Raw genomic sequence first — 26,537 nt, 5'->3', positions numbered from 1 at the left:
TAACCCGGCCTCTGCTGCCGGAGCGGCAGCCAATCAGGCCGCGCGGCTCATCTGCGCTTGGCGCCCCGCTTCGATGCGGAAGCGCTGGACGAGGGCCAGAAGCGCATCCGCTTCGCCGGCGAGACGACGGCTGGCTTCGCTGGTCTGGCCCACCATTGCGCCATTCTGCTGGGTCATCTGGTCCATCTTATTGACGGAGCCGTTAATGTCCTGCAGAGCCGCCGATTGATCCTGGCTGGCGGTCGCGATCGTATCGACATGCTGGCTGATAGCCGTGATTTCCCGGCTGATGGAAGCAAGGACACTGCCCGCTTGCTGGACCAGCGAGGCGCCAACGCTGACTTCGTGGCTCGACTGGTTGATGAGGTCCTTGATCTCCTTTGCGGCACCGGCCGAGCGCTGCGCCAGCTCACGCACTTCCTGCGCAACCACGGCGAAGCCCTTGCCGGCTTCGCCCGCGCGCGCCGCCTCGATGCCGGCGTTGAGTGCCAGGAGGTTGGTCTGGAAGGCGATCTCGTCGATGACCTCGATGATGAGCTCGATCTTCTGTGATGCTTCTTCGATCCGGCTCATGGCATCGACCGCGTTCTTGACGACCACGCCGGAGCTGTCGGCGCTTTTCTTGGTCGAGAAGACAGCATCGTTGGCCTCGCGCGCCCGCTCCGCCGAAGAACGGACCGTCACGGTGATTTCGTCCACCGCGGCGGCCGTCTCTTCCAGCGATGCCGCCTGGGTCTCGGTGCGACGCGACAATTCGAGCGAGGATTGGCTCAGCTCCGCGCTGCTTTTCTGGATGGAAAGCGTGCTCGTTCGGATCTGCGAAAGCGTATCGCGCAGGCCGATGATAGATGCGTTGAAGTCGTTGCGCAGCTCTTCCAGGCGGCCTGAGAAGGCTGTTTCGATGGTGGCGGAGAGGTCACCCTGCGCAAGCCGTGCGAGGGCCGTACCCAATTCCTTCACGGCGAGGTCGATCTGCCGATCCACGTGCTGCTTTTCCAGATCGTTGCGTTCGCGTTCCGCTTCCGCTTGGGTTCGTTCGGCTGCACTTCGGCTTTCGATCTGCTGCTTCTCGATCGCATTGTCGCGGAAGACTTCAAGGGCCCGGGCGATGTTGCCGAATTCGTTAGGCAGCGCGACGTAGGGAATGGCGGCAGCATTGTCGCCCGCCGACATAGCCCGAACCCGGTTCGTCAGAATGCCGAGGGGGCGGATCAGCGCGCGGATCGCGAAAAAGCTCACGAGCCCGATGAACAGCAGCGCGATCAGCGAGGTGCCGATGATGACATAGCCGGCAGATGCAATATGAGCGAAATAGACCTGCATTGGTATCCCGATGAACAATACTCCCGCGACGTTACCGGTAGTATCGGTGATCGGCAGGTAGCCGGTCATGAAGTCCTTGCCGAAGAGAACGGCCGAACCGAAATAGGCCTGCCCCCTGGCGAGAAGAGGCTGAGCAGGATGATCGACCGCAAGCTTAGTACCGACGGCGCGCTCGCCTTTTTCAGTTTTCACATTGGTGGATACGCGGACATAGTCGCTGCCCTGTTTATCAAACACCGTGGCGACACCGCCAATGGCGCTTGCCGCGCGGTCGACGAGATCGTGATCCTTCAGGGCTCCCTCGCCCCTCAGCACCTTGCCAACCAGTTTATCCTTGATCTCAACCTTGGCGCCCGGAAGCTCCAGCTCGTAAAGAAGCGCCATCGCCCGGATCGCGTCGCGAGCATCGTCACTGGCTGTTTCCATGATATCCCGGCGTACGTTGACGAAAGCCAAGCTGCCAACGGCGATCACGGCACCGGTAATCAGAACAAGACAAAGAATGACGATGCGGGATACGACCGAGGTGGGGAAAAGCTTCTTCATAAGCGACATCTCTCAAGACTTTGGGACAATGCGTCCAATTGTCGCTTCGCAAGATGAAGATTTACTAAACTTGACGTTCGTCAATGCTTACCCGCATGACACGTCATGAATATGCGGGAGAAACAAGGCTACGATTACGGCCCTGGCAGGTAAGAATGCGGAAAGAGGCTTCAAAAAACTGCCGGTAGAGCCAGAAGAGCCGCAGTTGCTCCGACGGTCAGGATCAGCAGGCGTAGTCGGAACAGCTTGGCGCTGTCCTCAGCCTTGGCAATGGCGATTGCACGGGCACGGCGGGGGTTCGACATAAATCAATCTCCATTGCGCGTCGTCCACGGCCTCCTCAATGAGCAAGGCCTTGCCAAACATAGACCTCAGGAATTGGCTGGCAATAAGGCAGCATCCGCCACCTCTATTAAGAAGTGTTGAATCCGCTCTATACCGCCTCGCCGCAGGCATGGCCGGACGCCCAGGCCCATTGGAAATTGTAACCGCCCAGCCAGCCGGTCACATCGACGCATTCTCCAATAAAGTAGAGGCCCGGTACGGCTTTGGCCTCCATGGACTTGGAATCGAGCGCAGCCGTATCCACCCCACCAAGAGTAACTTCGGCCGTGCGGTAGCCTTCCGACCCCGCCGGCCGGATGGTCCAGCCGCTGACCATGCCGGCAAGCCTGTCGATTGCCTTGTCCGGAACGTCGGCCAACGTACCGGTCATGGATTGGCTTTCGGCAAAAAACTGAGCCAGCCGCTTGGGCAGAACAGTTGCAAGGGCGGTCTGAACCGACTGCCGGCCATTCGTTCTGCGGGCCAGCTTCATTGCCGCAGCGATATCGATATCCGGCTCGATCGTCAGCCGAACCTCGTCGCCTTCCCGCCAATAGGACGAAATCTGCAGAACTGCCGGACCGCTCAGACCCCGGTGGGTGAACAGCAGCGCTTCGCGGAAGGAGGTCTTGCCGTGACGCAGTTCTGCCGGCACGGCAATGCCGGATAGCGGCGCCAGCTTCTCCAGCGTATTCGGATCGAGCGTCAGCGGAACCAGGCCGGGGCGCGTTTCGATCACCTGAATCCCGAACTGTCCGGCGATATCATAGGCAAAACCTGTCGACCCCATTTTGGGGATGGACTTGCCGCCCGTGGCGACCACAAGCGAACTGGCTTCCACCGTGCCGTTCGAGGTCTCCACGCGGAAGCTGTCCGGCGTCTTCTCAACCGCCGAAACCTGGGTCTGAAGCTGAACTACGGCCCCCGCTGCTGACATTTCGGCGAGCAGCATGCGGATGATGTCCCTGGCACTGTCGTCGCAGAAGAGCTGGCCCAGCGTCTTTTCGTGCCAGGCAATGTGATGCTTCTCCACCAGATCCACGAACTGACGCGGCGCGTAGCGCGCCAAGGCGGATTTGGCGAAGTGAGGATTGGCGGACAGATAGTTTTGCGGAGCGGTGTGCAGGTTGGTGAAGTTGCAGCGGCCGCCGCCAGAAATGCGGATCTTCTCACCCGGCGCCTTGGCATGGTCGATCACCAGCACGGTCCGGCCGCGCTTTCCGGCGCGCACCGCGCACATCATGCCGGCAGCGCCTGCACCCAAGATAACGACATCGAATTTTCGCGCCATCTGCCGCTCCTTCCGTTTCACAGCCTGCTTTTTCGATGCGGAGGGCAAAGTCAATGGCTGTACCCCCTCGCCAAGTTTGGTTCCATGGCTATGATGGGCGCACGATCAACCTCGCCCAGATGTGTCATGTCGCGCAAAAAAGCCGCTGCTGCCCCCGCCACGAGCCCTGTCCTCAAATCCGCCTCCGGCCAGCCGGCGCTGACCTCGCTGCGCGGCGCAACCGATTGGCGGGACGCAACGGCCTGGCTGCGGGCACGCGGTATCGAGGATGTGGAATGTATCACCCCGGATCTTGCCGGCGTGCCGCGCGGCAAGATGATGCCGTCGTCCAAATTCACCTCGAACACGTCGCTGGCCCTGCCATCGGCCATCTACCGGCACACGATCTCGGGCGAATATCCGGAGGAGACCGCAAGCTTCCGCTATGAACCCCGCGACAGCGACCTGAAGCTGGTGCCGGATCTGTCGACGCTCGCCGTCGTGCCATGGGAGAGCGATCCCACTGCTCAGGTCATCTGCGACATCGTCGATACCGAGGGCAATGCTGTCTGCTACACGCCGCGCAACGTGCTGAAAAACATCGTCCGGATGTACAGCGAGCGAGGCTGGAAGCCGGTCGTCGCGCCGGAAATCGAATTCTATCTCGTCGCCAAGAACGACGACCCGGACTATCCGCTGCATCCGCCCAAGGGACGCTCGGGCCGCTCCATCCTCGGTGGCCAGGGTTATTCGATTGCCGGCATCAACGAATTCGACGAACTTATCGACGACATCTACCACTTCTCCGAGAAGCAGGGCCTGGAGATCGACACGCTGATCCACGAGGAGGGCCCGGCCCAGCTGGAGATCAACCTTCGGCATGGCGATCCGGTGGAGCTGGCCGACCAGGTCTTCATGTTCAAGCGCACAATCCGCGAAGCAGCGTTGAAGCACGGCATCTACGCGACATTCATGGCCAAGCCCATGCAGGGCCAGGCCGGCTCCGCCATGCATATCCACCAGTCGGTGGTGGATATAGAAACCGGTCGCAACATCTTCTCCAACCCGGACGGATCGGCATCCAAGGAATTCTTCCACTTCATCGGCGGCATGCAGACCTACGTCCCAAAGACGCTGGCGATGATGGCCCCTTACGTCAATTCCTACCGGCGCCTGACGCCGGACATGTCCGCCCCGGTCAACAATGCATGGGGTTACGACAACCGGACCACGGCTTTTAGGGTTCCGGTTTCGGACCCCAATGCCCGGCGTGTGGAAAACCGCCTGCCGAGCTCCGATTCCAACCCTTATCTGGCGCTTGCGGCCTCGCTCGGCTGCGGCCTGATCGGCATCATGAACGCCATCGAGCCATCGGCTCCGACCGGCGATTCTGCCAACGAGGGCGATGTAGACCTGCCACGCGGGCTCCTCGAAGCGATCTCGCTGCTCGAATCGGACGCGACCCTTGCCGAGGTCTTCAGCTCGGAGTTCATCGGGCTTTATGCCGGCGTCAAACGCGGCGAGTTCGAAACCTTCATGCAGGTGATCAGCCCCTGGGAGCGGGAGTTCCTGCTTCTCAACGTTTGAGGCCGGTATGAGCGAAACATGGCAGAGCCCAATTGCCCCGGGCATTTCCTGGTATCAGGCGTCCCTTGACGAACGGCCCGCCTATCCAGCGCTCAATGGGTCGCTGAAGGTGGATGTTGCGATCGTCGGCGGGGGCTTTACCGGCCTTCAGGCCGCCTACAACCTGGCAAAAGCAGGGATCAACGTCGCCTTGATCGAGGCCGGGCGCTTCGGCGACGGAGCATCTGGCCGCAATGGCGGGCAATTGGGCACCGGCCAGCGCTGGTGGCCGGAAGATCTGGAAAAGGAACTCGGCCTGGAGCGGTCCAAGGCGCTGTTCTGGATGGCCGAGCATGCCAAGCAATATCTGCTCGACTTCGCCCAAACGCAGAGCATCGACATGGAATTCATGCCGGGCCAGCTCAACGTGTCGCACAAGCGGGGCTATGAGCGTGACTATCGCGCCAATGCGGAAATCGCCGCCACGCGCTATGACTATCCGCATATCAGTTTCATGGATGCGAAGGAGACGGCAGAGCGGGTCGGAACCACGGACTATTACTGCGGAATACGGGATACGGGCACGGGCCATATCCACCCGCTGAAGCTGCTGATAGGGCTAGCCCGAGCCGCCCAGGCTGCGGGCGGACAGATCTACGAGATGACCCGCGCCACGGCTATTCGCCAGTCTGGTGGCAAGACCCTAATCGATACGCCTGCCGGCGTGCTGACAGCCGACCGCGTGCTTCTCGCAACCAATGCCTATATCGGCGCGCTGGAGCCAATCACGGCTTCGCATATCATGCCGATCGGCTCGTTCATCGCGGCCACGGCGCCGCTCGACGATTTTCCGCAGATCATTCCGGGTCATGAGGCGGTGTGCGATTCGCGCTTCGTCGTGCGTTACTTCCGAAAGAGCCGGGACAACCGCCTGCTGTTCGGCGGTCGGGAAGTCTACTCCTCCCGCAATCCCGCCGACACGGCGGAAGCCATCCGCGGCCAGATTGTCACCACCTATCCGGCGCTGAAAAACGTCCCCATCACCCATGCCTGGGGCGGCAATGTCGGCATCACCCTGCCACGGCAGCCCTTCGTGCGGGAGGTGATGCCAGGGGTAACCTCCATCGGAGGTTATTCAGGTCATGGCGTCATGCTGTCAAATTACTGCGGTAAACTTTATGCAGACAGGGTTACGGGAAAGGCGAGTGAACTCGATCTCCTTGCGGAGCTGAAGATACCCGCATTTCCCGGCGGCCGTCGCATGCGCAGTCCCTTGCTTTTCCTAGCCCTGACCTGGTTCGCCTTGCGTGACAGGTTCTAGGGTCAAAATCCTCGGGCTAGGGCTTTCGCATCGTCTAAATTCAATTCGGACTAGCACTTTTCAATCGATTAGATTACACAGCCTCAACCATGCAAGATGAAAGAAACGCGATGAGCAGCCAGATCATCCCAGTCGAACCATTTGATTGCGTCGTCTTCGGCGGCACCGGAGACCTCGCGGAGCGCAAGCTCCTGCCAGCCCTCTATCACCGGCAGATCGAAGGGCAATTCACCGAGCCCACACGCATCATCGGCGCTTCGCGCAGCACCCTCACCCATGAGGAATACCGCAAATTTGCAGAGGACGCGCTGAAGGAACACCTGAAAAAGGGTGAATACGACGAAGCGGAAGTCCAGAAATTCTGCGAGCGGATCTACTACGTATCGGTCGATGCCAAATCCGACCAGGGTTGGGACGGGCTGAAGGAACTGCTCAACGACGGCAAGGAACGCGTTCGCGTGTTTTATCTTGCCGTCGCTCCAGGGATCTTCGGGGCGATTTCCGAGAAGATCCGCGACCATAACCTGATCACCGATTCGACGCGGATCGTTGTCGAAAAGCCGATCGGCCGCGACCTCGCCTCCGCACTGGAACTCAACGACACGATCGGCCGGGTTTTCCGCGAAGAGCAGATCTACCGGATCGACCACTATCTCGGCAAGGAAACGGTGCAGAACCTGATGGCTCTGCGTTTCGCCAATGCGCTCTACGAGCCGCTGTGGAACGCCGATCATATCGATCACGTGCAGATCACCGTGGCGGAATCGGTAGGCCTCGAAGGCCGCGCCGGTTACTACGACACAGCCGGCGCCCTGCGCGACATGGTGCAGAACCACATCATGCAGCTGGTCTGCCTGGTTGCCATGGAAGTGCCCTCCTCCATGAATTCGGAGGCCGTGCGCGACGAGAAGCTGAAAGTGCTGCGCGCGCTGAAGCCGATCACCGAAGCCAATTGCGAGCAGATGACGGTGCGCGGCCAGTACCGTGCGGGCGCTTCCGCCGGCGGCCCGGTCAAGGGCTATCTGGACGAGCTGGAAGGCGGCGTTTCCAACACGGAAACCTTCGTCGCGATCAAGGCGGAGATCGGCAACTGGCGATGGGCCGGCGTACCCTTCTACATCCGCACCGGCAAGCGTCTTGCCTCGCGCATGTCTGAAATCGTCATCAACTTCAAGCAGGTGCCGCACAACATCTTCGACAGCGCCGCCGGCCGGATTTCCTCCAACCAGCTGATCATCCGCCTGCAGCCGGACGAAGGCGTCAAGCAGTCGCTGATGATCAAGGACCCAGGCCCGGGCGGCATGCGCCTGCGCAACGTGTCGCTGGACATGAGCTTTGCCCAGGCGTTCAGCGTCCGCAGCCCGGACGCCTATGAGCGCCTGCTGATGGATACGATCCGCGCCAACCAGACGCTGTTCATGCGCCGGGACGAAGTGGAAGCTGCATGGCGCTGGGTCGATCCGATCCTGAAGGGCTGGGAAGAGACCGGACAGGTGGCGCAAGGCTACACGGCCGGCACCTGGGGACCGAGCCAGGCCATCGCGCTCATCGAGCGAGACGGCCGCACCTGGCATGAAGGCTGATCCGATGACGGCGACCCTGCACGAATTTGCCGATGCAGCCGCACTTGCCGCGGGTTTGGCGGACGAAGTCGCGGCTCGGCTTGGTTCCGCTATACAGCAACGCGGATCCGCTTCGATCGCGGTTTCCGGTGGCTCGACGCCCAAGCGCTTCTTCGAGACGCTGTCGTCGCGCGATATCGACTGGAGCAAGGTGACGGTGACGCTGGTGGACGAACGTTTCGTACCGCCCGATAGCGACCGCTCCAACCACTTGCTGGTGGCGACGCATCTGCTGAAGGATAAGGCGGCTCAGGCCGCCTTCATTCCTCTTTATTACGATGCACCGACGATCGAGGATGCAGCCGTGATCGCAACGGAGAAAACTGCCGGTATCGGCAATCCTTTCGACGTCGCCATTCTCGGCATGGGCGGCGACGGGCATACGGCCTCCTTCTTTCCACATGGCAATAACCTGGCTCGGGCGCTCGATCTTTCCGGTCCGCGTGGCATACTGACGATGCAGGCGGAAGGTGCGGGCGAGGAACGCCTGACCTTCTCCTTCGCCAGCCTTGCGGATGCACGCTTCCTCGTCGTCCACATCGAGGGCCAGGGCAAGAAGGATGTGTTGGAGCAGGCAAAGGCGGGATCGGACGAGACGGACATGCCGATCCGCGCCGTTCTCAATCGTGCCGCATCGCCGGTCGAGATCTACTGGGCGCCGTAAAAGGCGCTTCGAACAAAGGCGTTTGCTGCGCCTGATTTCCATCATGCGCAATCCCGGTGGCTGCCACGCCTTCCGCCGGGATTGGCCAGAGAGGACAGAACCATGGCTGCCCATTCCGCTATTGAGGCGATCACCGCCCGCATCGTTGAACGCTCCAAGCCCCAGCGCGAAGCCTATCTGGACCGGGTTCGCCGGGCCGCAGCCCGCGGTCCGCACAGATCGACGCTGTCCTGCGGCAACCTTGCCCACGGTTTTGCCGTCTGTTCCCCCGCCGACAAGGACGCGCTCGCCGGAGATGTCGTTCCGAACCTCGGCATCATCACCTCCTACAACGACATGCTTTCGGCCCATCAGCCCTACGAAACCTTTCCGGCCATCATCCGGGACGCCGTGCGGGAGGCGGGAGGCGTTGCCCAGGTCGCCGGCGGCGTGCCGGCCATGTGCGACGGGGTGACCCAGGGCCAGCCCGGCATGGAGCTTTCGCTTTTTTCGCGCGATGCCATCGCCATGGCGGCCGGCATCGGGCTCAGCCACAACATGTTCGACGCGGCGGTCTTTCTCGGCATCTGCGACAAGATCGTGCCCGGCCTGGTAATCGCGGCGCTCGCCTTCGGTCATTTGCCATCCGTGTTCATCCCGGCCGGTCCGATGACAACCGGCTTGCCGAACGACGAGAAGTCACGCATCCGCCAGCTCTATGCAGAAGGCAAGGTCGGCCGCGCCGAACTGCTGGATGCCGAATCCAAATCCTACCACGGCCCCGGCACCTGCACCTTCTACGGCACGGCCAATTCCAACCAGATGCTGATGGAGATCATGGGCTTCCACCTGCCGGGCGCCTCCTTCGTCAACCCGGGCACGCCATTGCGCGAAGCGTTGACGCGCGAGGCGGCAAAGCGGGCCCTTGCTATCACGGCCATCGGCAATGAGTTCACGCCTGCCGGCGAGATGATCGACGAGCGCTCCTTCGTCAACGGCGTGGTCGGCCTGCATGCGACGGGCGGCTCCACCAACCACACGCTGCATCTGGTTGCCATGGCCCGCGCCGCCGGCATCTGTCTCACCTGGCAGGACATCTCCGAACTGTCGGACGTGGTGCCGCTTCTGGCGCGCGTCTACCCGAACGGGCTCGCCGACGTGAACCACTTTCACGCAGCAGGCGGCATGGGCTTCCTCATCAAGCAACTCCTGAAACACGGCCTTGTTCATGACGATGTCCGCACCGTCTTCGGTCACGGGCTGGAAGCCTATACGGTCGAGGCGAAACTGGATGCGGCGGGCCAGGTTCACCGTGAGCCAGTGCCGGAGCAGAGCGGAGATCCGAAAGTGCTGACGTCGATCGATGTACCCTTCCAGTCTTCCGGCGGGCTGAAAATGCTGACCGGCAATATCGGCAAGGGCGTCATCAAGATTTCGGCCGTCAAGCCGGAACGCCATATCGTCGAGGCGCCCGCCATCGTGTTCCACGATCAACAGGAGTTGCAGGACGCCTTCAAGCGGGGCGACCTGAACAAGGATTTCGTCGCGGTCGTCCGGTTCCAAGGCCCCAAGGCCAACGGCATGCCGGAACTGCACCGGCTGACCCCTCCGCTCGGCGTGCTTCAGGATCGCGGGTTTAAGGTGGCGCTGGTGACGGATGGGCGCATGTCGGGCGCATCCGGCAAGGTGCCGGCCGCCATCCACCTGACGCCCGAAGCCTATGACGGTGGACCAATCGGCAAGATCCGCGATGGCGACATGATCCGCCTCGATGCCGTGGCAGGCACGATCGAAGTACTGGCGGATGCGGCGGAATTTGACGCCCGCCCCGCCGCGACCGCCGATCTTTCGGAAAACGAGTTCGGCATGGGCCGCGAGCTCTTCGCCCCCTTCCGCCGCAATGTCGGCTTTGCGGACCAAGGCGCCAGCGTGTTTGCTTGAGGCAAGACGACTTTCAATGAACAGGGCGGCAGTGGGCCAGTGGGCCGCCCTTCACTTTAATTCCTCAGGCTTTCCTCACCAAGCCCGGACATCCAGCGTCCGGTCGCGGTGGTTCGGATGGGTCGAGAAAACGAAAATCCGGTTCATTTCCTTCGGCGTCAATATGCGCAGGAAGCGTACGTCGATGGTGTTGTTGGCGTTGACGCGCATGAGCACGCAGCCGACCTTCGTGATGCGGGCATCGGGAATATCCAGATAGAACTGCTTGGGGAGGCTATATTGCGTCATCAGCGCCAGCACGGCGCTGCTCTGGGAGATGCGCACCACGTCGCAGCGGCGCTGCGCCATGTTGAGCACGCCGTTCTCAGTGTATTCGAGGCGCCCGGCATTCATCGTGTCTTCCATCTTGAACCGCTGCTCGCGGTCGTACATGAACGACTCTTCCTTGTTCAGAAAGTGGTTCTTGCCGCCTGGCGCCGTGCTCATGATCTTATCTCCATGCCGTGTTCCAATAGCCTAGACCGCGAAGTTTAACAGAGCGTTGGGACGTCCCGCTTTGGAACAAAGCACACCTTGGGCTCTTAAGATCTGGTGAATAGCAGGTTAGCGCTTCTTAGAGAAAGCTTGTCCGGCTGCATCGAAGAGGTGCAGCTTGGCCGCAGGGGCCGCAAGCCGCACGATATTACCCTTACGGATGTCCACAATACCCGGTAGCTTGACGACAACAGGCTCCGTGCCGGGCAGTCCGTCCACATAGAGGAGCGTCACCTCGCCCAGCGCTTCCACGATTGAGACGGTGCCTTCGAAAAGGTAGTCGTCGCCCGTCGCCACAAGGAGATCCTCCGGCCGAACCCCCAGGTTTACCGCCTCGCCTGCCTTAGCGGTCTCCGTGCGGATCGGCACCGGCAGCGAACGGCCGCCGGACAGGGAGATGCGGGTCGTCTCTCCGCTCTCCAAGATGGTGGCAGGGATGATGTTCATCGCCGGCGAGCCTATGAAACGGGCGACGAAAAGGTTGGCCGGATGCTCGTAAAGTTCCAGCGGGCGGCCGACCTGCTCCACCCGGCCGGCGGAGAGAACGACGATCCGGTCCGCCAGCGTCATCGCTTCCACCTGATCGTGGGTCACGTAGATCATCGTGGTTTCCGGCATCTGTTCTTTAAGCTTGGCGATCTCGATGCGCGTCGCCACGCGAAGCGCCGCATCGAGGTTCGACAGCGGTTCGTCGAACAGGAAGACCTTGGGGTCGCGGCAGATGGCCCGGCCGATCGCGACGCGCTGACGCTGACCGCCGGAGAGCGCTTTGGGCAGGCGGTCCAGATAGGGCGTCAGTTGCAGGATATCGGCCGCCGCGCGGACGCGCCGGTCGACCTCCGTCTTGCTCTCATGAGCGATCCTCAGGCCGAAAGCCATGTTGTCGTAGACGGTCATATGCGGATAGAGCGCGTAGGACTGGAAGACCATGGCAATGCCACGCTTGGACGGCGGAATGTCGTTGACCACCTGGCCGTCGATGGACATTTCACCGGCCGTGATGCTCTCCAGGCCGGCGATCATTCTCAGGAGTGTCGATTTCCCACAGCCGGACGGGCCGACAAAGACGACGAACTCCCCTTCGGCTACGTCCAGGTCGATGCCATGCAGCACCTGAACCTGGCCATAGGCCTTGCGGATATCCTTCAGCATGACACCGGCCATCTCGTCCTCCTCCTCTATTCCACCGGGATTTTCGCCTCAGGCATGACGGGCGAAAAATGCTCCCCATGCAGGCAGCTCCACCTGTCTTCCCTCAAGCGCGCTATCGAAGCCGTGGCCGCTCAACGCCTCCCACTCCCCGACCGGAAGATCGGTCGAAGCCGCATTCGGGCTCATGTTGAACAGGCAAAGCAGCGTCTCGTTGCCGTATTGCCGCTTGTATCGCAGCACGTCGCCATCTTCGGCCAGGAACAGGATGTCGCCCTTGGCAAAGACCGGATGCTGCCTGCGGAATGCGAGGAAGCGCCTGTAATGCTCCAGCACGGATGCCGGATCGCCATATTGGGCACCGACCGCCTTCAGCTGATGTTCGACCGGGATGGGCAGCCAGGTCTTTTCGGATGTCGAGAAGCCGGCCTGAAGCGCCTGCGCATCCCAGACCATGGGGGTGCGGCAACCGTCGCGTCCCTTGAATTCGGGCCAGAACTGGATGCCGTATGGGTCCTGCAGGTCCGCATAGGCAATATCGGCTTCCGTCAGCCCCAGTTCCTCGCCCTGGTAGATGCAGACCGAACCGCGTTGGGTGAGAAGGATGGACGCCATGATCCTGGCAAAGGCTTCGCGGTCGGCCACGTCGTGGCCCCAGCGGCTGACATGGCGGACGACGTCGTGGTTCGAGAAGGCCCAGCAGGCCCAGCCATCGGGAGCGGCAGCCGAAAACGCATCCTGCACCTCCCTTACCCGCGCAGGCGTCAGCGGATCCGGCGCCAGGAACTCGAAGGCGTAGCACATCTGCATCTTGTCATTGCCGGATGTGTATTCGCCGACGATCTCCAGCCCGCGTTGGCTGTCGCCCACTTCGCCCACGGCCGCAATGGCCGGAAACTCCTCCAGCACGGCGCGAAACCGCCTCAGGAATTCCAGGTTTTCCGGCCGGTTCTTGTCGTATAGATGCTCCTGGAAGTTATACGGGTTGACCGCGGGCGCCGTGGAGGCATTGCGCCGCGATGGGTCGAGCGCCGGATTGTCGCGCAATTCCTTGTCGTGAAAGTAGAAGTTGATCGTGTCCAGCCGGAAGCCGTCCACCCCGTGCCGCAGCCAGAAGCGGGTCATGTCCAGCAGCGCGTCCTGTACTTCCGCGTTGTGCAGGTTGAGATCCGGCTGCGAGGTCAGGAAGTTGTGCATGTAATACTGCATGCGTGTCGGGTCCCAATGCCAGGCCGATCCGCCGAAGATGGACAGCCAGTTGTTGGGCGGTGTGCCGTCCGGCCTCGCATCGGCCCAGACATACCAGTCGGACTTGGGGTTGAAACGGCTGGACCGGCTTTCTATGAACCAGGGGTGCTGGTCGGAGCTGTGCGACATCACGAGATCGATCATCACCTTCAGGCCAAGGCGGTGCGCCTCGGCGATCAGGCTGTCGAAGTCGGACAGCGAGCCGAACATGGGATCGACGTCCGTGTAGTTCGAAACGTCATAGCCGAAATCCCGCATCGGCGAGGTGAAGAAGGGCGAGATCCAGATCGCGTCGGCACCAAGTACCGAGACATGCGGGAGGCGGGCGGTGATGCCCTTGAGATCGCCGATGCCGTCGCCGTTGGAATCCTGAAAGGAGCGAGGATAGATCTGGTAGATCACGGCGCCACGCCACCAGTCCTTGTCGGGGGTCGCGGTCGCTGCTGCTGCAATGGTCATTCAATATCCTTGGAATACACGAAAGTTGAAGTCAGCCGCCCTTCACCGAACCGGTCAGCAGGCCACGGACGAGATAGCGCTGCAGGGCAAAGAAGACGGCAATGGGGACGAGGATGGTGATGAAGGCAGAGGCGGTCAATATCTCCCATTTGCCGCCCTGCGATCCCAGCAGGGCATTGAGCGCGCCGGTCAGCACGAGCTGGTCCTTTCCGGTGCCGAGGAAGACCATGGCAACCAGGAGATCGTTCCAGGTCCAGAGAAACTGGAAGATGGAGAAAGATGCAAGAGCCGGAAATGAGAGCGGCAGAACGATCTTGAGGAAAATCTCGAAATCGCTTGCCCCGTCCACCCTTGCGGATTCGATAATCTCCTTGGGCAGGCCGGCGATATAGTTGCGCAGTAGGTAAATGGCGAGCGGCATGCCGAAAGCCGAATGCGCCAGCCAGACCCCCGCATAGCTTCGCGACGGCACGCCGAACAAGGCGCCGACCTCGTTATACATCTTCAGGAGCGGGATCAGCGACATCTGCAGCGGCACGACCATGAGGCCGACCACCATGGCGAGGATGAGCGCGCGTCCCGGAAACTCCATCCAAGAGAGAGCATAGGCGGCGAAAGCAGCGATCAATATGGGAATGATGGTGGAGGGGATGGCGACCGTCAGCGAATTGACAAAAGCCTGGCCGATGCCTTGGGAGGTCAGCACCGTCTCGTAGTTCTGCGTGGTGAAGGCAGGCGGGGTTCCGACGGTGAGGTAGACGCGCTTGCCCCGGCCTGCTTCGAACGGAGCGTTCTTCGTGTAGGTGTAGCTGCCATCCTCGTTGATCGTAAGCGTCTCGCCCTCACCAAGATCGGCGGGTTCGCTAGCTTTGTAGTCCGAAGGCGCGGTGACCTTGGTTCCGAAGGCCTGCACCTTGCCGCCCTGTCCCGCTTCGAACACCGAGCCGGAGATCACGTAGTTGGTGCCGTCCTGCCTCGCCGCCACGCCGTCCGCCAACCGCACGGCCATGGTCTGCGACGAGCCGGTCAGGGCCGTCCACCAGCCGGAAGAGGCGATTTGCTGCGGCTCCCGGAACGAGGTGACGAGGATGCCGAAGGTGGGAACCAGCCAGAGCAGGCAGATCAGCAGCACCGAGAGGTGAACGACGAGCCGCGGAAGCCCGATGCGGCGAAGGCTGGCAAGTGCGGTCATCTCAACGCCCTCCGCCCTGATTGCTTGCCTGGCGGATGTTCCAGATCATGATCGGCGTGACGGCTGCCATGATGACCAGCGCGATGACCGCACTTCGGCCGCTATCCCCACCGCCCCGGAACATCCAGTCGAACATGAGATTGGCCAGCACCATGGTGTTCCACTGGCCGTTGGTCATGGTCAGCACGATGTCGAACACCTTCAGCACGAGGATGGTGATGGTGGTCCAGACGACGGCGATCGTGCCCCATATCTGCGGCACCATGATCTTCCAGAAGATCTGCCAGCCATTGGCGCCGTCGATGACGGCCGCCTCGACGGTTTCCTCGGGGATGCCACGCAACGCCGCCGACAGGATGACCATGGCAAAGCCGGTCTGGATCCAGATGAGGATCGCCATCAGGAAGAAATTGTTCCAGAAGGGCATGGAGATCCACACCTGCGGATCGCCGCCGAAGAATTGCACGATGGCGTTGAGCAGGCCGATCTGCGCTTCCTTGCCGCCGCGATATTCGTAGACGAACTTCCAGATCACCGAGGCGCCGACGAAGGAAATCGCCATGGGCATGAAAATCAGGCTCTTGGCGATATTGCCCCACCAGATCCGGTCGGTCATCACGGCGATGACGAGGCCTAGGAAGGTGCAGGCGGCCGGCACGACGGCGAGCCAGAGGACATTGTTGAAGATCGCCTGGCGGAACTGTGCGTCATTGACCGCCCAGAGATAGTTGGCAGCACCCACATAAGTGGTTCCCGACCGGTCATAGAAGGAGAGGATGAAGGTCGCGACGACCGGGTAGACCAGATAGACCGCCAGAAGCAGAAGCGCCGGGCCGAGGAAGAGCCAAGGACGGACGGAGGCACGCCGGTTGAGATTGAGCGAGGCAGTGCGGACATCGCCATCCCGGACAGGGAAGATCAGCTGCAGCAGCCTGTCGGAAAGCCAGTAATAGAGAGCGCAGAAGAAGACGCCGGCTATGACCACGCCAACCGACGAGACGAGCTGCGATATCATCAAATCCCTCCCCTTTTTCGCCTATCTTCTTGTTAACCGCACGCAATCGAAGGCCCCTCCCCACAAGGGGGAGGGCTTAACCCGGCCGTGCCGCCGCTGGATTGGGACGGAGGCGTTGCGGCTCGTTCCCCTCCCCTTCTGCCGTTCTTGGCGGCCTATCCCTCACCCGCCTCCGCTTCGCTCGGCGACCTCTCCCCGAGGGGAGAGGATGATCGTCAACGTGCCGGCAACTTCTCTTCTCCCCAACGGGGAGAAGGTGGCCCAAAGGGCCGGATGAGGGGGGCTTCACAATGCGATAGTTTTAAAATTGCCTAAGTCCCTATTTCAAACCGTCCCAGGCCTTCTGGATATCCGTACCAGCCGTCTTGGCATCCTTGCCGCCCACATAGTTCACCATGCCCGTCCAGAAGGCACCGGCGCCGATCTTGCCCGGCATGAGATCCGACGCGTCGAAGCGGAAGGTGGTGGCTGACGTCAGGATCTCGCCCTGCCGCCTCAAGGCGTCGTTGGCGTAGGCTTGGGGATTGACGCCCTTGTATGGAGTGAGGAAGGCTGCTTGGGCCATCCACACCTCATGGGCGATCGGCGTCTTGAGGAAATCGATGAAGGCCTTGGCGGCCGGCGAATCCTTCGTAATGGCGACGATGGTGCCGGCGCCGAGAACCGGCGTACCGAGATCGGGCTTGGAGGCATAGGTCGGCATGTAGAAGAAATCGGCGTCGGCTCCGAGCTTCTTGTCCGGCGGAAAGAAGGAGGAGATGAAGGAGGCCTGATGGTGCAGGTAGCACTTGGGCGGGATCTCGAACAGGCCTTTGGGACTGTCGCGGAAATCCGTCGAGGCGACGGCCGCCGTGCCGCCGCTGACATATTTGTCGTTCTTGGCGAATTTGCCGAATTCCTCGATCGCGCCGACCACAGCCGGATCGTCGAACTTCACTTCGTTGCTCACCCATTTGTCATAGACGTCGGGCTTCTGCGTGCGCAGCATCAGATCCTCGATCCAGTCCGTTGCTGGCCAGCCGGTGGCGCCTCCCGATCCGAGACCAATACACCACGGCACGCCGCCATCCTTGACGATCTGGTCGGAAAGCTTGATCAGATCCTCCATGGTCTTGGGGATTTCGTAGCCCGCTTCCTCGAAATTCTCCGGCACGTACCAAATCAGGGATTTGAGATCGGCCTTGTAGGGAAAGCCGTAAAAGGCGTCCTTTCCATCCTTGCCCTTGTAGATGCCGTAGCCGACCCAGCTTTCGCCGGCGCCGTAGTTCTGCTTGATCCAGTCGGCATTCTCTTCGCCGAGCGGCGTCAGAAAACCCTTGGCGGCCAGATCGGTCAGCAAGCCCGGCTGCGGCATGATCGCGATATTGGGCGGCGATCCCGCCTGCGTATCGATGACGATCTGCTGCTCGTAGTTTTCGGAGGAGGAATAGCGGCCATCGACGCCGGTCGCTGCGTTGAAATAGGCGAGCACGCTGTTGAACAGGATTTCATCTTCGCCGCGCCAGGGGCCGAACAGGGTCAGTCCCTGCCCTTTCAGATTGCCGTGGCTGGATTTGAAGTCGTCATAGCTTTTCCAGTTGAAGCGAGAGTCCTGCCCCGGTGGAAACTTCAACTCCTGGGCCTGAGCGGCACCTGCCAGCAGAACTGCCACGGCCGTGCCCACCAAAAACAACGCCTTCATCAGATCCATCCTCCCTTAACGTCCTCACCGCCGGAGCGGCCTCCTTGAAGACACTGTAACACTGCCAAGGATTTAAGGCGCTGGCGGGGGAGTCAAGGGCCGCGATGACGGTTTGCGGGGCGACCCTTGAGCAAGGCTAGAACTTCGGGGCCGGCTGTCCGGCGGCGCGATGGGCAGCAATGACCGTGTTGGCCATCAGCATGGCAATCGTCATCGGGCCGACACCGCCCGGAACCGGCGTGATGGCGCCGGCAATGGCGGATGCGTCAGCATAATCGACATCGCCGACCAGCCGCGTCTTGCCTTCGCCCTTGTCGGGAGCTGGAACGCGGTTGATGCCGACGTCGATCACGGTCGCACCCGGCTTTACCCAATCGGCCTTGACCATTTGGGCACGGCCGACGGCGGCAACCAGGATATCGGCGCCGCGGCAGACGGCCGCCAAATCCTTGGTTCTCGAATGCGCCATGGTCACCGTCGCATTGGCGGCAAGCAGCAGCAGGCCCATGGGCTTGCCGAACAGATTGGAGCGGCCGATCACCACGGCATTGAGCCCGGACAGGTCCTCACCATGGATACGCTTGACGAGCAGCATGGCGCCGGCTGGCGTGCAGGATATGAGGCCCGTATCGAGGTCGCCCGTAGCGATCTTGCCGGCATTGACGACGTTCAGGCCGTCCACATCCTTTTCAGGCGAGATGGACTGGATCACCGGCTCCGTATCAAGGTGCCGGGGCAGCGGAAGCTGAACCAGGATGCCATGGATGGAGGGATCGGCATTCAGTCCGGAGACCAGTGTCTGGAGCTCCTCCTGCGTCGTCTCCTCGGGCAAGCTGTGCTGTACGGAGTTGAAGCCGCATTGCTTGGCCATCTTGCTCTTGGAGCTGACATAAGCGTGACTGGCGGGATCATTGCCGACGATGACGACAGCCAGGCCGGGCTTTACCCCCGTCGCCTTTTCCAGCGAACCTGCCGCCTCGCTGACAGCCAAAATCACGGATGCCGCCGCCTGCTTTCCATCGATCACAACCGCCACACGCCATCTCCCACGCTAGACATTCCGCCTCATACTCGGACCTGCCTGGAATGACTTGCCCGCTTGCGCCCTATGATGTCCATCAGGAACAAATGCAAGCTGATTCGATATGTGAGGGTCTACCCGCGACCGGTAAAGCGGCGTTCGGAGTAGAAGCGCAGCTTGTCGCGAAGCTCCGACATCTCGCGGCGCAGTGCCACGATGTCCTGCTCGTCCTTGGGGTCATCCTCGACCGGTGAGGCAGCGGCAGGACGTTTGGTTTCAACCGAGCCGAGCCCACCCGCCATGACGGCGGCCACCAAAGGCGGAAGCTTCACCTCCGCTACGGGACGGCGGTTTGCCATCAGCACGTCGTTGATCTGATCCACGAGCGAACGGTCGTTGGCGGCAACCAAAGGCCAGGTGTCGGACACGATCGGCTCAATGGCGGCCGAATGCGCGCGTTCTGGCCAATGCTGACGGACCGGCTCCGGCTCCTCGCCGGTATTGATGTCGTCGGCAAGCAAATCCACATCCTGCATCCAGTCGAGGTCGGCTTCGGTCTCCGCGACATGCTGCTCCTCGGCAAACGCGTCCCGGCGGCGGCGGAACGATACCACCACAGCGGAGGCAGCTGCGAACCCAAGGCCCGCGCCGGCTGCGCACCACAACCAAGGAATGGTAGCGGCCGTATCGGCCCGCCTCACCACAGCCGGCTTTACGAACTGGACCGCGGGCGCCGCCGGTTTGGCCGGGGTGACCGCGCCATTCTGCTGGCCCTGAAGGTAGTTGTTGCGCGCCTCGTCCACCGCGGTTTCGAGCGATGCCAGGCGTTCGGCGCCATCGGCCTTGTCCTTGTCTGCTGCCATCCCATCGCGGCGCGCTTTCATCTCAGCAAGTTGCTTGACGGCTTCGGCCTGCTCGCGCTGCAGTGAAGACACCAGCTGGCGGATAGCCTGCTGCATGTCCTTTCGGACCTCATCCAGTGCTGCTTGAGCGGCCAGAAGACGCGGATGGCGCGGGCCAAGATTGGCCGAGAGCTGATCGACAGTGAGCTTGGCCTGAACCTGCCTCTGCCGTTGATATTCAAGCCCCGTAAATTCCACATTGTCGGGAAGCGGCCTGGCAAACACGTCGTCTTCGGTCATGGACGACGCCTGCGTCGCCTTCCGGGACAATGCCGCAAGGTCAGCCTCCGCCTGCGCAATCTGCGCCGCCAAAGTCTCTTTATCGGACCGGAACTGGCGGAGCTCAATGACGCGCTTTTCGTCCATATGCGACAGGAAGCCGGACAGAGCTGCCTCCGCCCGCTCCAGCGCCTGGCGCAAGCCCTCCAAGGCGGGATCGGTTCTGCCCGCGGCATAGGTCAAGCCGTCCGAGAACATGCCGCTCAGCGTATCGGCAAGCTTGTTCGCCTTGCCGGCCTCGCCTGCGGTTACCGAGACACGGACCAAGCGGCTGCCGCGGTCGTAGGTGACCGCAATGGCCTCAGCCAGCCGGTCGCGGATCTGTGCCTCGCCTTGAGCAATGGTCATGCCGCCGCCGGAGACGATGTCGGAAACAACCTGCACAAAGCCTGGACTATGGGGGGCAAAGTTGTCGTCGTGCGTCAGGTCGAGCGAGTGGATCAGGTTGTCGAGACTCTGCTTCGACTTCAACCCTGCAATGGCATTCGTAACCGCCGCATCGTCCACGGTCTGCACCCGGGCTTGCGTCTCCGCGACATATCGCGATACGGATTCCGGTTGAAAGACGAACGGAAGCAAGCCCCCTAGCAGGGCGCAAAACCCAATGACCATGGAGGTCGCGCGCGGCGAACCGGGACGCAAGGGCGCCTCGCCGGCCGAACCTTCGTTCCCCCTGCCGCTGATAGTTTCCAATTTGTCCATGGACGACCGCATCCTATCCGTGGCCCGCTCGACGCGGCGCACTGATTAATGCAGTCTAAATTTTGATGGCAAAGAAAGAGTTAACGCCCCAGCTCCGATCGATGCGAAGCGATTAGCCGCGGCGACGCCGAGCGGGCCGCAAGACTCGGTCTCAGGAACAATCCAGGCGCACAGATGGCAAGACCCATATGCCGCCGAAGAGCCGGCTGATGCACCTGCATCCGGTATAGCGACGCTTCCGAATCCGAAATGACGAGATCGAGACGCTGGAATACCTGCTGGTGTGGACCAAGAGCAAGAAACTGGTGCCATGGGGCATGGCGGGCGAGATCCGAACGCAGAGTTTCGAGACTATGCTGATCGGCTGCGACCAAGCCGATGCGACAGCTTTTATCCATGAAGGTCATCAGGCTAGGCACGAATCTGCTGGCGCTGAAGCGAGAGGATGGCATAGGACGAAAAAAGCGGCTCCATCCTCTATTGCCGGAGGCCTTGCGAAGGGAAAAACGCTTGAGCCTTCTCCATCGGCCATCGGACCAACTGGCCAGATCGATGACGCTGCCGGCAAAGCTCAGCTTGGAGGGCTGCCCGCCTTGGCCTATGACGCGTTCGACCAGCATGAAAGCTTCGTTCCAGCTCATCGTCTCCGGTATGCTGTCGAGCGGTCTGCGAAGCGGCGGCGCGCTGATGTATTCGGCCAATGTGCCCAAGACATTCCTCCCAAGACGATATGGCGGGAGGATAGCAACGAGCGCTGATCATGCTTTTAAGCGGTTCGGTAAAATGCCACCGATGTTGCGAAAAGCTTACCTGTGCGACAACCAGGAGTCGCGCCTCTCAGTGCGATGGCGCGGGAGTGGCTTCCACGGGGGTGCCTTCGACGATCTTCTGGGGCGGAATGGGATTGCCGCGGCGCTCCGAGTTCGACTTGATCGTGTCCTTGGACATGTAGTCGAGCTGTTCGATCATGACGTTCATGACGACGGCGTCACCCAATTTGGAGTTGAGACCCTCCTTGATCTTCGTCCGGAATTTTTCCGGATCGAAGCCGCCGACATTTTTGAGGTCGATCATGGGATTTCCCATCAGCAGGCTGAAGAGCTCGTCCGTCAGCATGACGTCCATGGGAAGCTGCACCTTCTTCGACTTCTCGGCATCGACGGAAAGTGAAATGCGGCCGAGGAAGTAGCCTTCCACGGCCCCGTTTTTGATAACCGGCATGCTGAGGGGGGTTCCGCGCACGACTGTCGAGACGACCGGAACGGGGGCGGCAGCCGCCTCCGCGCTCGATTGAGACATCCGCACGGAAAGGTAGACGCCTCCGATGGAGACGAGACATACCCAAAGCCCGATCAGCAGCACCTTAAGCATCAGGAAGCGCCATACCGAAATTGATGTTCGGAGTAGGTGCCGTCGGCATCCATATCCTTGACCGCATTCTTCAGGATGTCCGCAACGGCGCGAACAGCCTCTAGATGCGCTTCGACACGCTGGGCGTTGAGCTTCAGCTTCTTCTTCAGCCCGATCAGCTGATCGAGATAGGGCGCCGAAGTCTCCTTGACGTCCGGACCCCGGAACAGCGTCGTCAGCTCGTATAGGCACCGGCTCTTGTGGGCGTTCGACACCTTGAGGTCAAAGCCCGAATCGCGACCGATGCGCTCGTTTTCGTTGTCGATGATCATCTCAAGACGGGACAGAACAGTCTTGATGCGATAGTCGGTAGAAACGACTTCCATATCAACCTTCAATGTTAAGAGTTTGTTTTCTTGGCGTTGGTGTCAGTCTGGGCAGGGGAAAGAACTTGCCGCTGAAAGTCGGTGATCATACTCACGGCCAACTGCCGGTCGTTTTCATCGGTGGTGGCGTTGGGTGTCTGGCCGCGCGCATGCTGCACGGACTGCGAGAACAGCTTCTCGGCTATGCCGAAGCCACCCTGCTTGGACACCGCATCGGCAATCTGCTCCGCCATCATGCCCTTCCAGAAGTTGCCTGCGGCACCCTTGCCGTAAACTTCTTCGCTGTCCGAGGGCAGCATGTTCTGGATGAAGGTCGAGGCGACGCTGGCCTCGAACTTCCGGTAGGTTTCCGGGATGTCCTTGTGGTGGCTAACGCGCACATTGGCCACGTCCGGAAACGCCGCCTTATCGGTATTGCTGACAGCCTGGGAGAACCCCACGCCGTTCGATGCTAGCAACACTGATTGGTTCGCCGCCTCGTTCGCCTTCAGCTTGTCGCGTGCCGCCTGAAGCAAACCAGGATCCGCGGCCTGGACAACATCCAGGACCAGATCGCTCGGGGGAGAGATAGCCAATTTCAACTCCTACAGCATGTCGCGCAAAAGCGTGTCTCGGTTTTGCGTCAACGATATGCGATAAAACAAAGACTTAAAGCGTGGAGCGCTACTCTGAAAGATCGCGACACGCTTCAGTATTCCGCGACGACAATCATGTGTCATCAAGCTTGCTGGAAACTGGCGTGGCTGCGAGCAATCCAAGATCGACGAGATCGTACATCCGCTCGTCCTCCTTCAGCCGCTCTTCGGCGACTTCCGCGTCCTTCATCTTGTCTTCGAGACGGTCCCCCTTGGTCTTCTCCCTCAAGACCTTGGCTTCCTGGATGTTCTGCTGGATCGCGAGCTGCTGGCTTCTCGTAAACAAACGGGTCAGCCGTTCGCTGTAGTTCTTGGCGAACTGCTGGTGCAGCGAATCGACCGATGAAATCGCGTTGATGGTGGAGACGATGGAGGTCGTCACTTCCGCCTGGCGCGAAATGGCGACGCTGAGTTCGAATTCGGCCAGCTTCTCGAGCTGACGCTGTACGTCCACGAGACGTCGCAGTTTCTCCGACTTCGAATCATTTGCCATGGCAGCCTCATAGTCCTGTGAAGACGGTGGCGAAGCCCTTCACGAATTCCTGGATAATCGCGGCAATGCCCAGGTAAAACAGGAATATTCCGCCCATCAGGGCATAGGGCGTCGATATGAAATAGACCGGTATCTGCGGAGCCATCTTGTTGATGAAGCCGACCGCGAGGTTGAACATGATGCTGTAGAGCAGAAACGGGCTCATCAGCCGCAGGACGATCATGAAGGTCGCAGACAGCGTGTCGGTCAAGGTGATGAGTATCCGCCGCGGTTCCATCCCTTGCGCCAGAGGGATCGTGGTGTAGGAATCCAGTAGCGACTTGATGACGATGTGATGGAAGTTCAGCATCAGCAGCACAAGCAGGCCGGCAAGAGACAACATGCCGGTCAGCTGGTTTTCCGAGGAGTCTTCCATGATGTCGCTGCCGGGCGGACCGTTGAAGGAAATCGCCGTGGCGATGGCAGTGCCGGCAAACTGCAGCCCGACGGTATAAAGACGTGCGATCAGGCCAAAGACAGCCCCAACCACGGTTTCAGAGGCAATCATCATGCCGAAGGTGGCAGGATCGGCAGTCGTTTTCGGATAGATCGTGTCCCAGATCATCGGCAGAATTGCCATCGACAGGGCAAGCGACAGGAACAGCCTCACCTGCATGGGAAGCCGGGCGGAGGAGAAGCCCGGCATCAGCATGAAGCAGCCGCCGATGCGGCAGAACGCCAGGAAAAGCGCCAGAAGCGTTCCCTGCGGGTCCGTTATCATGAAATCGACCCAAGCACCTTGATCTCGATACCTTTCGCCAGCTCGACATGCGACAGAACGGGAAGCGTCGCAAAAAGCCGCTCAATAATCATGCGAACATAGGACCGCGTTTCCGGCGATGTGACAAGTACGAAAGGCAGGCCCCGATCCATATATTCACGGATAACCTGGCCGGCCTGCTCGCTGAACTCTTCCAATGTGCGCGGATCGATGTCGAAGTCGATGATATCGCCCTTGGCGTCGCGCTTGATGGCCTGGTGGAACATCAGGTCCCATTTCGAGCCCAGGCGAAGCACGCGCAGTACGCCGTTGTCGGCGAGGTCGCCGCAGATCTGCTGAGACATACGGACACGAACATGCTCGACCAGTTGCTCGGTCTTGCGGACATGCGGCGCCAGTTCGGCAAGGGCTTCCAGGATGAGGTGCAGGTTGCGGATGGAGACCCGTTCGGCCAGCAGCAGCTTGAGAACCGCCTGAAGGCCGGAATAGGACATGTGAGACGAACACATCTCGTCGGCGAGCTTCTTGTATTCCGGATCCAGCCGGTCGATCAGAATCTTCACGTCCTTGTAGGAGAGAAGCTGCGGCAGGTTGTTCCGGATCACTTCGCTGACATGCGTGAGCAGCACGGAGACGTTGTCGATCGGGTGGAAACCCTCGCGCTTCAGGTCTTCTACGAAGTGCTCCAGCACCGAGACGGCCGGCATGCCGAAGGTCGGTTCGCGCACCTCGTCGCCCGGGACGGTGGGCTTGCGGCCCTGGCCGACGATGACCAGGACTTCCCCGAGCCGCAGCGTGCTGCTGGCGACCGTCGTGCCATGGATGCGGATCTGGTAGGACTTGTCCGGAATAGCGATGTCGTCGATGACCTTGATTTCCGGAACGACGAAGCCGTACTGGGTCGCAAATCGCTTGCGCATCTTCGCCACGCGGAAGCCGAGCTCCTGGTGGGTGCCGAGCAGGCGCGGAAAGACCTGCTTGCCGAGCGCCAGTTCGACCTCTGCCGTCTTGAGAACGTTCTTGACCGAATCCTTCTCGGATTCGCGCGTCTCCACGACTTTTCTTTCCTCGCTCTCGCGCAGCCGCTTGTTCTCGGCTTCGATCTGCCTCGGGATGCCCCAGGCGCTGCCGCCCATGAGAAGCGCAAGAACCATGAAGGGGATGAAGGGCAGGCCCGGAACCAGCGCAAGGGTCGCCATCAGCCCAGCAGCAACCCACAATGCTCGAGGATATCCGCTCAGCTGGCCGATGACAGCCTTGTCGGTGGAACCGAGCGTGCCGCCGCGGGTAACGATGAGGCCGGCGGCCAGCGAGACGATCAGCGCCGGAACCTGAGAAACGATACCATCACCGACGGAGAGTTTGACGAAGACATCGGCCGCCTGGCCGATTTCCATCCCATGGCGAAAGTAACCGATGATGATGCCGCCGAACACGTTGATCGTGGTGATCAGCAGGCCGGCGACGGCGTCGCCGCGCACGAACTTCGAGGCACCGTCCATGGCGCCAAAGAAAGAGCTTTCCTCTTCCAGTTCGCGACGTCTGAGCTGCGCTTCCTTCTCGTCGATAATGCCCGCCGACAAGTCGGCGTCGATCGACATCTGCTTGCCGGGGATAGCGTCGAGGGTGAAGCGCGCGCCGACTTCCGCGATACGCGTTGCGCCCTTGGTGATGACGATGAAGTTGACGACGATCAGGATGAGAAAGACGATCAGACCGATGACGAAGTCGCCGGACATCACCAGGCTGGAAAAGCCCGCGATGACGCCGCCGGCGGCATTGTGCCCCTCGTGACCGTGGGAAAGGATGACACGCGTCGTCGCGATGTTGAGCGCCAGACGTATCATGGTGGCGATCAGCAGCACCGTCGGAAATGCCGAGAAGTCCAGCGGCCGCTGGATCCACAGCGAAACCATGAGAATGAGCACCGACAAGGCGATGGAGAAGGCCAGGCCGATGTCGATCAGGAAGGCCGGGATCGGCAGGAACAGGATGCAGAGGATAGAGACGATGCCAACGGCGAAACCGATGTCCCGGCCGTTGAGCCCGGGCTTGCTCGGTAGAACGGTGGTGCTGCTTATTGCCATGTCGCTCTATCTCTTCATGAGACAAGAAGGCGCTTGCTGCGCCCCGTGGATCGCGCAACCCCGGACATAAACATGCAACCGGACCTGC

At 60.9% G+C, this 26,537-nt stretch carries 23 protein-coding genes; 5 read left to right on the top strand and 18 right to left on the bottom strand.

What is annotated here, in order from left to right:
* Positions 1-33: 33 nt before the first annotated feature.
* The 3 genes from EPK99_RS15425 to EPK99_RS15420 form a co-directional block, all read right to left on the bottom strand.
* Positions 34-1,869: a methyl-accepting chemotaxis protein gene (locus EPK99_RS15425; RefSeq protein ID WP_128443964.1), complete on the bottom strand. Its 1,836-nt coding sequence runs from the start codon at positions 1,867-1,869 to the stop codon at positions 34-36.
* A gap of 170 nt (positions 1,870-2,039) precedes the next feature.
* On the bottom strand, positions 2,040-2,174 hold the full coding sequence (locus tag EPK99_RS25915; protein ID WP_281033466.1) for a hypothetical protein: 135 nt from the start codon (positions 2,172-2,174) through the stop codon (positions 2,040-2,042).
* Positions 2,175-2,302: 128 nt separating this feature from the next.
* Positions 2,303-3,484, bottom strand: coding sequence for a BaiN/RdsA family NAD(P)/FAD-dependent oxidoreductase (locus EPK99_RS15420; RefSeq protein ID WP_128443963.1), 1,182 nt, complete (start codon positions 3,482-3,484; stop codon positions 2,303-2,305).
* A 126-nt stretch (positions 3,485-3,610) separates the two neighbouring features.
* Here EPK99_RS15420 and EPK99_RS15415 point away from each other — a divergent pair, with 126 nt between their 5' ends.
* The 5 genes from EPK99_RS15415 (at position 3,611) to edd (ending at position 10,556) form a co-directional block, all read left to right on the top strand.
* Positions 3,611-5,050, top strand: coding sequence for a glutamine synthetase family protein (locus EPK99_RS15415; RefSeq protein ID WP_128443962.1), 1,440 nt, complete (start codon positions 3,611-3,613; stop codon positions 5,048-5,050).
* 7 nt (positions 5,051-5,057) lie between these two features.
* A complete protein-coding gene (locus tag EPK99_RS15410) occupies positions 5,058-6,350 on the top strand; it encodes an NAD(P)/FAD-dependent oxidoreductase (RefSeq protein WP_128443961.1) in 1,293 nt (430 codons plus the stop codon).
* A gap of 110 nt (positions 6,351-6,460) precedes the next feature.
* On the top strand, positions 6,461-7,933 hold the full coding sequence (zwf, locus tag EPK99_RS15405; protein WP_128443960.1) for a glucose-6-phosphate dehydrogenase: 1,473 nt from the start codon (positions 6,461-6,463) through the stop codon (positions 7,931-7,933).
* 4 nt (positions 7,934-7,937) lie between these two features.
* The gene (pgl, locus tag EPK99_RS15400) at positions 7,938-8,636 is read left to right on the top strand and encodes a 6-phosphogluconolactonase (protein ID WP_128443959.1); all 699 of its coding nucleotides are present in this window, start codon (positions 7,938-7,940) and stop codon (positions 8,634-8,636) included.
* A gap of 102 nt (positions 8,637-8,738) precedes the next feature.
* Positions 8,739-10,556, top strand: a complete 1,818-nt coding sequence (edd, locus tag EPK99_RS15395) for a phosphogluconate dehydratase (protein ID WP_128443958.1) — start codon at positions 8,739-8,741, stop codon at positions 10,554-10,556.
* Positions 10,557-10,631: 75 nt separating this feature from the next.
* Here edd and EPK99_RS15390 read toward each other — a convergent pair whose 3' ends face one another.
* The 15 genes from EPK99_RS15390 to flhA all read right to left on the bottom strand — a co-directional run bounded on the left by EPK99_RS15390 (position 10,632) and on the right by flhA (position 26,449).
* Positions 10,632-11,042 carry a hypothetical protein gene (locus EPK99_RS15390; protein WP_205909102.1) on the bottom strand — a complete coding sequence of 137 codons (411 nt, stop codon included), beginning with the start codon at positions 11,040-11,042 and terminating at the stop codon, positions 10,632-10,634.
* Between the two features lie 117 nt (positions 11,043-11,159).
* The gene (locus tag EPK99_RS15385) at positions 11,160-12,254 is read right to left on the bottom strand and encodes an ABC transporter ATP-binding protein (protein ID WP_128443957.1); all 1,095 of its coding nucleotides are present in this window, start codon (positions 12,252-12,254) and stop codon (positions 11,160-11,162) included.
* Between the two features lie 36 nt (positions 12,255-12,290).
* Positions 12,291-13,946, bottom strand: a complete 1,656-nt coding sequence (gene bglA, locus EPK99_RS15380; protein WP_128443956.1) for a beta-galactosidase BglA — start codon at positions 13,944-13,946, stop codon at positions 12,291-12,293.
* Between the two features lie 31 nt (positions 13,947-13,977).
* Positions 13,978-15,138, bottom strand: coding sequence for a carbohydrate ABC transporter permease (locus EPK99_RS15375; protein ID WP_128443955.1), 1,161 nt, complete (start codon positions 15,136-15,138; stop codon positions 13,978-13,980).
* A 1-nt stretch (position 15,139) separates the two neighbouring features.
* On the bottom strand, positions 15,140-16,153 hold the full coding sequence (locus EPK99_RS15370) for a carbohydrate ABC transporter permease (RefSeq protein WP_128443954.1): 1,014 nt from the start codon (positions 16,151-16,153) through the stop codon (positions 15,140-15,142).
* 319 nt (positions 16,154-16,472) lie between these two features.
* Positions 16,473-17,834 carry an ABC transporter substrate-binding protein gene (locus EPK99_RS15365; protein WP_128443953.1) on the bottom strand — a complete coding sequence of 454 codons (1,362 nt, stop codon included), beginning with the start codon at positions 17,832-17,834 and terminating at the stop codon, positions 16,473-16,475.
* A 136-nt stretch (positions 17,835-17,970) separates the two neighbouring features.
* The gene (gene folD, locus EPK99_RS15360) at positions 17,971-18,870 is read right to left on the bottom strand and encodes a bifunctional methylenetetrahydrofolate dehydrogenase/methenyltetrahydrofolate cyclohydrolase FolD (RefSeq protein WP_128443952.1); all 900 of its coding nucleotides are present in this window, start codon (positions 18,868-18,870) and stop codon (positions 17,971-17,973) included.
* Between the two features lie 119 nt (positions 18,871-18,989).
* Positions 18,990-20,738, bottom strand: a complete 1,749-nt coding sequence (locus EPK99_RS15355) for a GumC domain-containing protein (RefSeq protein ID WP_128443951.1) — start codon at positions 20,736-20,738, stop codon at positions 18,990-18,992.
* A gap of 80 nt (positions 20,739-20,818) precedes the next feature.
* Positions 20,819-21,448: a hypothetical protein gene (locus EPK99_RS15350; RefSeq protein ID WP_128443950.1), complete on the bottom strand. Its 630-nt coding sequence runs from the start codon at positions 21,446-21,448 to the stop codon at positions 20,819-20,821.
* 127 nt (positions 21,449-21,575) lie between these two features.
* Entirely contained in the window at positions 21,576-22,109 is a 534-nt protein-coding gene (locus EPK99_RS15345; RefSeq protein ID WP_128443949.1) for a hypothetical protein, read from the bottom strand.
* A complete protein-coding gene (locus tag EPK99_RS15340; protein ID WP_128443948.1) occupies positions 22,109-22,474 on the bottom strand; it encodes a hypothetical protein in 366 nt (121 codons plus the stop codon). The genes EPK99_RS15345 and EPK99_RS15340 overlap by 1 nt, the downstream gene beginning before the upstream one ends.
* A 14-nt stretch (positions 22,475-22,488) precedes the next feature.
* Positions 22,489-23,049 carry a rod-binding protein gene (locus tag EPK99_RS15335; RefSeq protein WP_128443947.1) on the bottom strand — a complete coding sequence of 187 codons (561 nt, stop codon included), beginning with the start codon at positions 23,047-23,049 and terminating at the stop codon, positions 22,489-22,491.
* 133 nt (positions 23,050-23,182) lie between these two features.
* On the bottom strand, positions 23,183-23,602 hold the full coding sequence (locus tag EPK99_RS15330) for a hypothetical protein (protein WP_128443946.1): 420 nt from the start codon (positions 23,600-23,602) through the stop codon (positions 23,183-23,185).
* A gap of 7 nt (positions 23,603-23,609) precedes the next feature.
* Positions 23,610-24,362: a flagellar biosynthetic protein FliR gene (gene fliR / locus EPK99_RS15325; protein WP_128443945.1), complete on the bottom strand. Its 753-nt coding sequence runs from the start codon at positions 24,360-24,362 to the stop codon at positions 23,610-23,612.
* Positions 24,359-26,449 carry a flagellar biosynthesis protein FlhA gene (flhA, locus tag EPK99_RS15320; protein WP_128443944.1) on the bottom strand — a complete coding sequence of 697 codons (2,091 nt, stop codon included), beginning with the start codon at positions 26,447-26,449 and terminating at the stop codon, positions 24,359-24,361. The genes fliR and flhA overlap by 4 nt, the downstream gene beginning before the upstream one ends.
* Positions 26,450-26,537: the final 88 nt, after the last annotated feature.

Source organism: Neorhizobium lilium, assembly GCF_004053875.1.
In the GTDB taxonomy this organism is placed as follows: domain Bacteria; phylum Pseudomonadota; class Alphaproteobacteria; order Rhizobiales; family Rhizobiaceae; genus Neorhizobium; species Neorhizobium lilii.
Note: the sequence above shows the minus strand (reverse complement) of the source record. Positions and strands in the feature narration are given on the sequence as shown.